This window comes from Flavobacterium sp. AK-301, assembly GCF_058310215.1.
The window spans coordinates 17,305-28,950 of the sequence record NZ_JBZEES010000012.1 but is presented as its reverse complement, the minus strand read 5'-3'; the positions used below and the strand labels follow the sequence as shown (position 1 = coordinate 28,950).

Genomic DNA, 11,646 nt, shown 5'->3' with positions numbered 1-11,646 from the left:
GTATAAAAACTTTATCATAATTGAGCACTTTTGTTTATAAAATATTGCTGTTTAACACTTTAACTGGTTTTTTAATCAGATTTTACTCTAACGCTGATTTTTTAATATTATTACATTATTGGATTTTTTTATTTTTTTTATCAGTATTTTTGTTAATACAAAAAGTGTGGTGTGTTTACAAAGATTTTTCTCTTTCATTATAGGACACTTCAACAATACGAAAAAATAAATCTCATGAATAAGAAAGTAATTTTAATGATCCTTGACGGCTGGGGGAAATCTCCAGACCCAAAAGTTTCCGCAATAGATAATGCTGACACTCCTTTTATAGATAGTCTTTATACAAAATACCCTAACGCTTCTCTTCGAACAGATGGACTGAATGTTGGTCTTCCTGAAGGACAAATGGGAAACAGTGAAGTGGGACACATGAATCTGGGTGCAGGCAGAATTATTTATCAGGATTTAGTTAAAATAAATCTGGCTGTGGAAAACAAAACCCTGAACAAAGAAAAAACATTAACTGAAGCTTTTAAGTACGCAAAGGATAATAATAAAAATGTTCATTTATTAGGTCTTGTTTCCGATGGAGGCGTACACTCCCATATTAATCATCTAAAAGGATTAGTGGATGCGACGCAAGAATTCGGACTGAATAAAGTATTCATTCATGCTTTTACAGACGGACGGGATGTAGATCCAAAATCAGGAGTGTCATTTATTTCTGATCTGGAAAAACACATTAAAAATACTTCAGTAAAATTAGCTTCCGTTGTTGGAAGATATTATGCTATGGATCGTGACAAACGCTGGGAAAGAGTAAAAATAGCTTATGATCTGTTAGTAAACGGAACCGGGGAACATTCTAAAAACAGTATCCGTTCAATTGAAGAAAGTTATAAAAATGACATCACAGATGAGTTTATCAAACCTATTGTTATGACGGATGAACAGAATAAACCTATTGCTGTTATTCAGGAAAACGATGTGGTTATCTTCTTTAATTTCAGAACGGACAGAGGAAGACAATTAACAGAGGTTCTAAGCCAGAAAGATCATCATGAACAGAACATGCATAAAATGAATCTGTACTATGTAACTATGACTAATTATGATGATTCATTTATCAATATGCATGTAATATATGATAAAGACAACATTACGGAAACTTTAGGTGAAGTACTGGAAAAAAACCATAAAAAACAGATCCGAATTGCTGAAACGGAAAAATACCCGCATGTTACTTTCTTCTTCTCTGGTGGAAGGGAAGCTCCATTTGAAGGGGAAAAACGTTTATTATGTCCTTCTCCAAAAGTGGCTACTTATGACCTAAAACCGGAAATGAGTGCTTTTGATCTGAAAGACGCACTGGTTCCTGAACTTCAGAAAGGAGAGGTAGATTTTGTATGTCTCAACTTTGCTAATGGTGATATGGTGGGACACACCGGAGTTATGGAAGCAGCAATTAAAGCTTGTGAAGCTGTAGATAAATGTGTAAAAGAGGTGATAGAAACAGCTCTGAAAAACAACTATACTACGATTGTTATTGCGGATCATGGCAATTGTGAAACGATGATTAATCCGGACGGAACACCTAATACGGCACACACAACAAATCCTGTACCGATCATTCTTGTAGACAAAGATATTAAACAGATAAAAGATGGTGTTTTAGGTGATATTGCTCCTACAATCCTCGATTTGATGGGAATTCAGAAACCAGAAGCAATGACAAGACACTCATTGATCTCATAAAATGTAATATTACTCATGTTCTTCTTTTTATAATCTATCGAAAAGGTAAAGAAGTAGGTCGAATTATAGAAAAACCGGTTACAACGCTAGAACAAGATTTTTTAGAAATTCTTTCAAAAAGATAATTATTATAAAAGAAGGCTTTCGTTCGAAAGCCTTCTACTATTTTCTTTCTTCTTCAATCTATTATAGAAATGATTATCCGATCAGTACTGTATAGATATTATCTGTTTCTCACAAAGCCACAGGAGGCGCAAAGGTTTTCAAAATATATCTAAATCGTATATCCATAACATCTTTCTTCTTGACTCTTGGTTCTTTTCTCTAAATACCACATATCATATCAAAATAATCTTTTTCTATCTGTTCCTGATGATCGGGATGCGCTATATTGATCATTTCTTTTGCTCTTTGTTTTAATGTTTTACCATACAAATCTGCAATTCCGTTTTCCGTAACAATATACTGAACATGAGAACGAGTAGTAACAACTCCTGCTCCCTGTTTTAAAAAAGGTACAATCTTACTTTCCCCTTTTTTTGTAACAGATGGTAATGCAATAATCGCCTTTCCTCCATTACTTAATGAAGCTCCTCTAATGAAATCCATCTGTCCTCCTACGCCGGAATACATTTTTCCTCCGATTGAATCAGCACATACCTGTCCTGTAATATCCACTTCAATTGCAGAATTGATTGCTACCATATTGGGGTTTCTACGAATAACTGAAGCATCATTAACATAAGATGATTCTCTCATTTCAATAAACGGATTGTCATCTACAAAATCATATAAGCGTTGTGAACCGAGTAAAAATGTAGCTAGCACTCTGCCTCTGTTCACACCTTTAAAATTACAATTAATAACACCACTTTGTATCAGATCAATAACACCATCTGAAAACATTTCTGTGTGTAATCCCAGATTTTTATGATTCATCAATTTTGTTAGTGCTGCATTCGGTATAGAACCAATCCCCATTTGCAATGTACTTCCATCCTCTATAAGGGAGGCAACATGATCCCCTATTTTATGTTCCAGATTAGATATCTTTTCTTCTCCATGACCATAGACAGGAATATCAACTGCAACTAAATAATCAATCTTTGAAACATGAAGAATACTATCCCCAAAAGTTCTTGGCATTCTTGGATTAACCTGCGCAATAACGATTTTACAGTTTTCTATAGCTGCTAATGTGGCTTCTACCGAAACCCCAAGAGAACAATGTCCATGTATATCGGGTGGTGAAACATGAATCAAAACAACATCTAATAAAACTACTTTTTTTCTAAACAGACGAGGTATTTCACTTAAAAAAACAGGAGTATACGATCCATTTCCTGCTTTCAATGTATGCCTGACATTCTTGCCTATAAAAAAAGAATTGACATGAAAGCTATCTCTCAATTCCGGATTTGCATAGGGAGCCTCCCCTTCTGTATGCATATGACAAATTTCAACATTCCTTAATTCTGAAGCTCTTTCAGAAAGAGCTCTGGTCAGAATCGTTGGTGTCGCAGCAGCAGCCTGAACATACACTCTGTCTCCGGACTTAACGACCTTAACCGCTTCTTCTGCAGTTACATATTTACTCATATATCCTAAATTTTCTCAAATATAGGAATCTTAATTTTACAAATAAATGACAAAAATCATTTATTAAATTCAAATAAAATTTAATATCGTACTTTTGCAAACTGAAAATTAGTACAATTATGATTATTATAAAAACCCGTGAAGAAATAGAATTAATGCGAGAAAGTGCATTAATCGTATCCAAAACACTGGGAATGATTGCTAGCGAAATCAAACCGGGAATTACGACACTTCAACTAGATAAATTAGCCGAAACTTTCATTAGAGATCATGGAGCAATTCCTGGATTTTTAGGATTATATGGGTGTCCTTCAACATTGCTAACTAGTGTTAATGAACAGGTTGTACATGGATTACCAACAAATAGACCAATAGAGGAAGGTGATATCGTTTCCGTAGATTGTGGAGCTATTAAAAACGAATTTTACGGAGACCACGCTTACACCTTTGAAATTGGTGAGGTCGCTCCTGAAACCAAAAAACTATTACAGGTCACCAAGGACTCTCTTTATATTGGTATTCGTGAATTTAAAGCCGGAAACCGTGTGGAAGACGTAGGAAGTGCCATTCAGAAATATACTGAATCTTTTGGTTATGGTGTTGTTCGTGAACTAGTAGGTCACGGTCTGGGTAGAAAAATGCATGAAGATCCTGAAATGCCTAATTATGGAAAACGAGGGAAAGGAAAAATGTTTCAGGAAGGAATGACCGTTGCAATCGAACCAATGATCAATATGGGAACCCGAAATATTAAACAGCTTAAGGACGGATGGACGATTGTTACCCGAGATGGTAAACCAAGCGCCCACTTTGAACATGATGTTGCTTTAATTGATGGTAAACCGGAAATACTTTCAACATTCGCTTATATTTATAAGGAATTAGGAATCGTTTCTAATGAAGAAGAAGAATTCAGACAAGTACCTTTAGTCCTTTAGATTATTTCACAAAGATACACAGAAAAAAAACAGAGTTTTATAGAAAATAACCTTGGTCTGTTTCATAAAACTCTGTGTAATTTTTAAAGAAATGAAGAAATTTTTTAAATTTATACTTAATACTATCCCCAGACCTGTTCTGATTCGGCTGAGCTATGTTGCCAGACCTATTCTGGTTTTGGCTCTGAAAGGAAACCGTTTTACAGATCCTATTGATGGTAAAAGTTTTAAAACTTTTCTGCCTTATGGTTACGATACACAGCGTAATAATGTTTTATCTCCAAGCACACTCTCTCTGGAAAGACATCGTTTACTATGGTTGTATCTTAATAATGAAACTGATTTTTTTAAAGAAAAGAAAAAAGTACTACATTTTGCTCCTGAACAAGCTTTCTATAAATTATTCAGAAAACAAAAAAATCTGGAATACACAACAACAGATCTTCTTTCACCATTAGCTGATGTTAAAGCTGATATCTGTGATTTACCTTTTGAAGATAATAGCTTTGATGTTATTCTCTGTAATCATGTTCTAGAACATATTCCTGACGACACTAAAGCTATGCAGGAACTGTTCAGAGTTTTAAAACCTGGTGGAATGGGTATTTTCCAGATCCCTCAGGATCTTAAAAGAGAAACTACTTTTGAAGACAACTCCATTACGGATCCAAAGAAACGCGCTGCCATATTTGGACAATATGATCATGTTCGTGTATATGGAAGAGATTATTTTGATAAACTGCGTACTATTGGATTCACTGTTATAGAGGAAGACTATACACAAAAAATAGCTCCTGAATTAACGGAGAAGTATTGCCTTATCAAAGGTGAAATTATTCCGGTCTGTTTTAAATAGAAAAAACTATTTAGTCTATAAATTATTATTATATTAACGTTTTGCAAATTAATTAGAATAACTTATGGTATTAAAAACAAATACTTCATTATACTTTCTACTTTTCTGTTTTACAAGCCTTTTTGCGCAGATTGAGAAAGAAATCGCCCCTCCTTATAATATCAAAACAGTTTCTTTTGTTCAGAACAGACAAAATATGGTTCCTTTCTTCCGATTAGGAGATCATTTCCAGTTACAATTTGATGATCTGTTTGGCAATGAAGCAGATTATTATTATACCATAACTCATTGTGACTATGAATGGAAACCTACTTCAATAGCAAAAAACGAATATATGCAGGGATTTGATGATCTGAGAATAAAGGATTACGAGAATTCTTTTAATACACTTCAGCTCTATTCTCATTATCGATTATCGATTCCAAATGAGCAGATACAACTTAAAATCAGTGGAAACTATATTTTAAAAATATTGAACTCCGACAGGGAAATTGTATTCTCAAGAAGATTTATCTTATATGAGGATTTAGTTATGGTTCCTCTACAAGTAAAAAGAGCAAGAAACCTCGATGTTATAGAATTCAAACAAAGCCTTAACTTTACTATCAACTCTCCAAATCTTTTATTTCAGAATCCTTTACAAAATGTAAAAGTGGTATTGATGCAGAACGGAAGATGGGATGATGCGATTTACAATGTCAAACCACAATATACTTTAGGGAATGATCTTGTTTATAAATATGATACTGAGACCCAGTTTTGGGCAGGAAACGAATTTTTATATTTTGACAACAAAGATATTCGGGGATTAAGTGGTAATGTAAACCACGTCGATTCTAAAGAAATATATAATACATATCTCTATGGACATCAGGCCAGAGCCAGTAAAACATACAGCTATAATCCGGATATAAACGGAAACTTTGTTGTACGAAATCTAAATGCTTCTAATAACAATGAAGTAGATGCAGATTATGCTTGGGTTTATTTTACGCTCAGTGCACCGGAATATTTTGGCAAAAAAGATATCTATATCACCGGAATGTTCAATAATTATTCGAAAACACCTGAATATAAAATGGATTATGATGTCGATAGAGGCATCTATGAAAAAGCAGTGATGATCAAGCAGGGTTTTACTAATTATGAATACACAATCTATGATGGTAAAATAGATCATGAAAACGCAATTGATGGTAATTTTTACCAAACTGAAAATGATTATTTTGTACTAGTTTATTATCGTGCCAACAGTGAACGTTATGACCGTGTTATCGGAAAAGGTGTTGCGAATTCTAAAGATATTATAAATTAGAATCTTACAAACAGCCCTTAAATATCATTCAAACAGCGAAAGAAGGTTTTTCTTTAGAAAAAAAATCGTATTTTTGAAAAAAGAATGTGTTTTAGTAATAAAACCACAGAATTTAGATTTTTATGGTATCACAAATAACAAGGGGAATTAAAGTCACTGTTTTGACTAGTTTTGAAGGGACTTACTTCAAAAACTACAAGATTCACTTTGCCTTTAGTTATGAGGTTACCATAGAAAACCAGAGTAAAGATTCTGTTCAGCTAATTTCCCGTCACTGGGAAATATATGATTCTTTAAATGAAAAAGAAGTTGTCGACGGTGAAGGCGTAGTTGGGAAAAAACCGGTACTTAAGCCTGGTGAGAAATATATTTATGATTCCGGTTGTTTACTTTCTTCCCCATTTGGAGCCATGCGTGGTTATTTTAGTATAATCAATTTTACTTCCACGAAAAGATTCAGAGTGATTATTCCTACTTTTAAATTAAGTACACCATTTGCTCTGAATTAAGAGTCTTTTGAGATTTAAATTTCTGATCCATTAAAACTCTCATGAAAAACATCTAATTCTATTATTCTCAGGAAGTAAGATTCATTTATAGTCATCAAAAAATAAATCGAAAATTATCATGAAAGTCATATCTGTAAGAGAAAATCCTGAATATAAAGATATAGCTATTGAATATCTCCAAAATAGTTGGTCTGAAGTTAGTCCAATTATATATGAAAACTGTATAAGTAATGGTATTAAAAGTGCTAATCCTCTCCCTCAATGGTATTTATTAGAAAAAGATGATGAAATTATCGGTTGTGCAGGGCTTATAACAAATGATTTTATAAGTAGAATGGATCTTTATCCCTGGATTTGTGCTGTTTATATAGATGAAAATCATCGAGGCAACGCTTATGCTAGACTTTTAATTGAAAAAGCAAAAGAAGACACTAGAAAAGCTGGTTTTATACATCTCTATTTATGTACTGACTATATTGGTTATTATGAAAAATATGGTTTTAAATATATTGGACAAGGTTATCATCCTTGGGAAGAAGAATCACGTATCTATGAAATCAGTGTATAAAATGAAGGTGTCTTTATTCCCGGGATACTATTGAATAATCCAATCTATTCTAATTATAACTTCCTTTTCATTTTCTATATTTTTTTTACTTTTTCTTACTCTATATTAGATACATTAAAATGCATCTCTAGTAAATTCTTTGAATTATAATTTTTTAAATTATCATTACGTATATTTGCGTTGCAAATAATTTATTATTCATAAAAATCTTAGTATACCATGCCAAAAGGAAATTTTATAGTACCTAAAGCCATAAATGAACCTGTTAAATCATATGCTCCGGGTTCACCTGAAAGAGAACAGGTACTTGCTGCTTACAAACAGATGTTCAATGCTACAGTTGATGTACCATTATATATTGGAGGAGAAGAAATCAGAACAGGAAATACTAAAACTTTAAATCCGCCTTACGATTTTAAACATGTTGTTGGAACGTATCATCTGGCAGAAAAAACTCATGTTGAAAAAGCTATTACAACTGCTTTAACTGCTCGTACAAAATGGGCCGCTACATCATGGGAAAACAGAGCTGCTATTTTCTTAAAAGTAGCTGAATTATTAGCAGGTCCTTACCGTGCTAAAATCAATGCTGCAACGATGATCGCACAGGCTAAAACAGTACATCAGGCTGAAATTGATTCTGCTTGTGAACTAATCGACTTTTTACGTTTTAACGTAGAATTTATGACCAAGATTTACAATGAGCAACCAACTTCAACAGATGGGGTATGGAATCGTTTAGAGCACCGTCCTCTTGAAGGGTTTGTTTATGCTATTACTCCTTTTAACTTTACAGCAATTGCAGGTAATTTACCTTCAGCTCCTGCTTTAATGGGGAATGTTGTAGTATGGAAACCAAGTGCAACGCAAATCTACTCTGCTAATGTAATTGTTGAGGTATTTAAAGAAGCCGGTTTACCGGATGGTGTAATCAATGTTATTTACGGAGATTCCGGAATGATCACAGATACATTATTAGACAACCCACATTTTGCAGGTATCCACTTTACAGGATCTACAAGAGTATTCAATGATATTTGGGCAAAAATCGGAACGAATATCTCAAAATATAAAACTTACCCAAGAATTGTTGGTGAAACAGGAGGAAAAGATTTTGTTATCGCTCACCCTTCAGCACATGCTGCTCAGGTAGCAACTGCTCTTGCAAGAGGTGCTTTTGAATATCAGGGACAAAAATGTTCTGCTGCTTCAAGAGCGTATTTACCTAAATCAACATGGGCAAAAGTAAAAGAACAATTAGTTGCTGATGTAAAAAGTATGAAAATGGGTGCTCCTAATGATACTTCAAACTACGTTTCTTCTGTAATTAGTGAAAGTTCTTTTGATAAATTAGCAAAATACATCGATCAGGCTAAGAAAGATTCTGATGCTGAGATCATTGTGGGTGGTGGTTATGATAAATCAAAAGGATACTTCATTGAACCAACCGTTATTGTAACAACAAACCCTAAATATGAAACTATGAGTACTGAATTATTCGGTCCTGTATTAACTATTTATGTGTATGAAGATGCAAAATGGAATGAAACATTGAAATTAGTAGACGAAACTTCTGAATATGCTTTAACAGGCTCTGTTTTTGCTCAGGATCGTTATGCTATCGAAGAAGCTACAAAAGCACTGGAAAACTGTGCGGGTAACTTCTATATCAATGATAAACCAACTGGAGCTGTTGTAGGTCAACAACCATTTGGTGGTGCAAGAGGATCAGGAACAAACGATAAAGCAGGCTCTATTCTGAACTTATTACGTTGGGTTTCTCCTAGAACTATCAAAGAAACATTTGTAACTCCAACAGATTACAGATACCCGTTTTTAGGTTAATACTAATCTGAATTCAGACATAAAAAAAACGCTCCAGAATCTGGAGCGTTTTTTTTATGTCTGAATTATCAACCTGAAAATTCACTTATCCTAACAGGACTTTTTTATCCTGTTAGGTATTATACCGAATATTTTATTTGTTCTTTTTAAACACCTATTTTCTTTACTTTTTTTAATAAACCTAACTATTCCCTGATCGATACCTAAGCAAAGTATTACGTTATCTTATATTCGTTTCACATTTGTGGTTTGTAGAGATGCACAGTTGTGCATCTCTACAAACCACATTACGTACAATCACATCGGTTATTATACAATTTCATATAGATACAGAAAAAAATCCTGTTAAGAAATAAAAAAATAAAATTTCTGAAAACAAAAAAACGTCCCGAGTCTGGGACGTTTTCTATACTTTATATTTAAGTGGCAGATGCACTACTTTTTTCGTTTCAAAGAATTCATCTTCAAAAAAAGTATTCAGATCATACTGGGTTGCTTTTGGAAAATCCTGCAATTCTTCTGTCAGGTCTCCTCCTTTCAGATATAAAACACCGTTTTTAAGCTCGTGTTTCTGCTGTTTTTTTACCTTGCTTCTTACCCAAGTTACAAAATCAGGCATATTGGTAACGGCTCTACTAACAATAAAATCAAATTCTCCTTTTACATTTTCTGCTCTGATCTGTTCTGCTTTTACGTTTTTCAATTCTAATGCTTCGGCTACTGCCTGTACTACTTTTATCTTCTTTGCAATAACATCAATCAAATAAAATCTTGTTTCGGGAAAAAGAATCGCCAGAGGTATTCCGGGAAAGCCTCCTCCTGTTCCCACGTCCAAAATAGCACTTCCTGCCTTAAACTCCTGAATTTTTGCTATTCCTAAAGAATGAAGAATATGTTTTGTATACAAAGCTTCGATATCTTTTCTGGAAATAACATTTATTTTAGCATTCCAATCCTGATAGAGTTCTTCCAGTTTGCGAAATTGTTCTTTCTGAACCTCTGTCAAATTAGGAAAATACTTAACAATCTCTTCCATTTTATATATTTTTCACAAAAGTACTAATTTTAGTATGGAAATTTTTAACCTTTTTATACATACTAAAAACTTTAGAATAATTACCTTTGATCTCAACTTTTGACGTATTTGATGATATTATGAGTGAAGCACCTACATTTTCAAGACAAGATTCTTTAAAATTCTTCAGAACACTTAACAAACGTGTAAATGATTATTTTAAAGAAAATAATATAAAAAAGACCGGTAACTGGAAACTGCATGTAAAAGCAGTAATTATGTTTCTGATCTTTTTAACGCCTTACTTTCTGATTTTAACTTTAAATATGCCTTTCTGGGTATATCTGATTCTTAATATCATTATTGGTATCGGCATGGCTGGCGTTGGTATGAATGTGATGCATGATGGTAATCATGGTTCTTATTCTTCAAAAACATGGCTTAACAAATGTATGGGATCAAGCATCTATATTCTGGCAGGTAATGTATATAACTGGCAGGTACAACATAATGTACTGCACCATACTTATACCAATATTCCCGGTCATGATGAGGATCTGGATGCCGGAAGGATTATCCGTTTTACAAACGAAGCAAAATGGCATAAATTTCATAGATTCCAGCACTACTATTCTGTGTTCCTTTATGGTCTGTTAACTTTTAACTGGGCTATTACATCTGATTTTAAACAAATGAGAAGTTATGTAAAAAGAAAACTGTCCTACGGAGAGTTTCCGAGTCCTGTTAGATTATGGAGTACATTAGTGATTACTAAAGTAATTTATTTTTCTATATGGTTGCTTGTTCCTATGATCTTAGGGATTACCTGGTGGAAAGTATTATTGGGATTTTTTGTAATGCATTATACCGCAGGATTAATTTTAAGCGTGGTATTCCAGTTAGCACATGTTGTTGAGGAAACAGAGAATCCTCTGCCAAATGAATTGGGGGAAATGGAAAATACATGGGCAATCCATCAGCTATATACCACTACTAATTTTGCCAAAAAGAACTGGATTGTAAACTGGTATACCGGGGGACTGAACCATCAGATTGAACACCATATTTTTCCAAATATCAGCCATATACATTATGGTAAGATTTCTTCTATTGTACGAGATACGGCAATAGAGCACAACTTGCCTTATCATGAATTCAAAACTACAAGAGCCGCTATAATCGCACATTTCAAACACCTGAAAGATCTGGGAATGAAACCTGCGGCATTAGCTTAACTATTTTAATT

General features: G+C 33.7%; 10 protein-coding genes. 8 read left to right on the top strand and 2 right to left on the bottom strand.

From position 1 onward, the window contains the following. Positions 1 to 234 precede the first annotated feature (234 nt). Positions 235 to 1,755 carry a 2,3-bisphosphoglycerate-independent phosphoglycerate mutase gene (gene gpmI, locus AC4FQX_RS13175; RefSeq protein WP_491168174.1) on the top strand — a complete coding sequence of 507 codons (1,521 nt, stop codon included), beginning with the start codon at positions 235 to 237 and terminating at the stop codon, positions 1,753 to 1,755. Positions 1,756 to 2,079: 324 nt separating this feature from the next. On the opposite strand, the gene AC4FQX_RS13170 is transcribed toward gpmI, so the two are convergent. Continuing rightward, positions 2,080 to 3,354 (bottom strand): acetyl-CoA hydrolase/transferase family protein, encoded by a 1,275-nt coding sequence (locus tag AC4FQX_RS13170; protein WP_491168173.1) that lies wholly within the window; start codon positions 3,352 to 3,354, stop codon positions 2,080 to 2,082. Between the two features lie 119 nt (positions 3,355 to 3,473). Here AC4FQX_RS13170 and map point away from each other — a divergent pair, with 119 nt between their 5' ends. The 6 genes from map to pruA all read left to right on the top strand — a co-directional run bounded on the left by map (position 3,474) and on the right by pruA (position 9,385). Beyond that, positions 3,474 to 4,292 (top strand): type I methionyl aminopeptidase, encoded by an 819-nt coding sequence (gene map, locus AC4FQX_RS13165; RefSeq protein ID WP_491168172.1) that lies wholly within the window; start codon positions 3,474 to 3,476, stop codon positions 4,290 to 4,292. A gap of 91 nt (positions 4,293 to 4,383) precedes the next feature. Further along, positions 4,384 to 5,148, top strand: coding sequence for a class I SAM-dependent methyltransferase (locus AC4FQX_RS13160; protein WP_491168171.1), 765 nt, complete (start codon positions 4,384 to 4,386; stop codon positions 5,146 to 5,148). Positions 5,149 to 5,212: 64 nt separating this feature from the next. Then, entirely contained in the window at positions 5,213 to 6,463 is a 1,251-nt protein-coding gene (locus AC4FQX_RS13155) for a type IX secretion system plug protein (RefSeq protein WP_491168170.1), read from the top strand. A gap of 122 nt (positions 6,464 to 6,585) precedes the next feature. Next, positions 6,586 to 6,972 (top strand): Co2+/Mg2+ efflux protein ApaG, encoded by a 387-nt coding sequence (gene apaG, locus AC4FQX_RS13150; RefSeq protein WP_491168169.1) that lies wholly within the window; start codon positions 6,586 to 6,588, stop codon positions 6,970 to 6,972. A gap of 118 nt (positions 6,973 to 7,090) precedes the next feature. Next, on the top strand, positions 7,091 to 7,540 hold the full coding sequence (locus AC4FQX_RS13145) for a GNAT family N-acetyltransferase (protein ID WP_491168168.1): 450 nt from the start codon (positions 7,091 to 7,093) through the stop codon (positions 7,538 to 7,540). Positions 7,541 to 7,759: 219 nt separating this feature from the next. Then, complete coding sequence (gene pruA / locus AC4FQX_RS13140; protein WP_491168167.1) at positions 7,760 to 9,385, top strand: L-glutamate gamma-semialdehyde dehydrogenase; 1,626 nt, start codon at positions 7,760 to 7,762, stop codon at positions 9,383 to 9,385. 406 nt (positions 9,386 to 9,791) lie between these two features. Here the strand turns inward: pruA and rsmG are convergent, their stop codons facing one another. After that, positions 9,792 to 10,421 carry a 16S rRNA (guanine(527)-N(7))-methyltransferase RsmG gene (rsmG, locus tag AC4FQX_RS13135; RefSeq protein ID WP_491168166.1) on the bottom strand — a complete coding sequence of 210 codons (630 nt, stop codon included), beginning with the start codon at positions 10,419 to 10,421 and terminating at the stop codon, positions 9,792 to 9,794. 119 nt (positions 10,422 to 10,540) lie between these two features. On the opposite strand from rsmG, the gene AC4FQX_RS13130 reads away from it, so the two are divergent. After that, the gene (locus tag AC4FQX_RS13130) at positions 10,541 to 11,635 is read left to right on the top strand and encodes a fatty acid desaturase family protein (protein ID WP_491168228.1); all 1,095 of its coding nucleotides are present in this window, start codon (positions 10,541 to 10,543) and stop codon (positions 11,633 to 11,635) included. Positions 11,636 to 11,646: the final 11 nt, after the last annotated feature.

Coding starts and splice junctions, on each gene's coding strand:
- gpmI (WP_491168174.1), top strand. CDS start 235: ATGAATAAGAAAGTAATTTTAATGATCCTTGACGGCTGGGGGAAATCT.
- AC4FQX_RS13170 (WP_491168173.1), bottom strand. CDS start 3,354: ATGAGTAAATATGTAACTGCAGAAGAAGCGGTTAAGGTCGTTAAGTCC.
- map (WP_491168172.1), top strand. CDS start 3,474: ATGATTATTATAAAAACCCGTGAAGAAATAGAATTAATGCGAGAAAGT.
- AC4FQX_RS13160 (WP_491168171.1), top strand. CDS start 4,384: ATGAAGAAATTTTTTAAATTTATACTTAATACTATCCCCAGACCTGTT.
- AC4FQX_RS13155 (WP_491168170.1), top strand. CDS start 5,213: ATGGTATTAAAAACAAATACTTCATTATACTTTCTACTTTTCTGTTTT.
- apaG (WP_491168169.1), top strand. CDS start 6,586: ATGGTATCACAAATAACAAGGGGAATTAAAGTCACTGTTTTGACTAGT.
- AC4FQX_RS13145 (WP_491168168.1), top strand. CDS start 7,091: ATGAAAGTCATATCTGTAAGAGAAAATCCTGAATATAAAGATATAGCT.
- pruA (WP_491168167.1), top strand. CDS start 7,760: ATGCCAAAAGGAAATTTTATAGTACCTAAAGCCATAAATGAACCTGTT.
- rsmG (WP_491168166.1), bottom strand. CDS start 10,421: ATGGAAGAGATTGTTAAGTATTTTCCTAATTTGACAGAGGTTCAGAAA.
- AC4FQX_RS13130 (WP_491168228.1), top strand. CDS start 10,541: ATGAGTGAAGCACCTACATTTTCAAGACAAGATTCTTTAAAATTCTTC.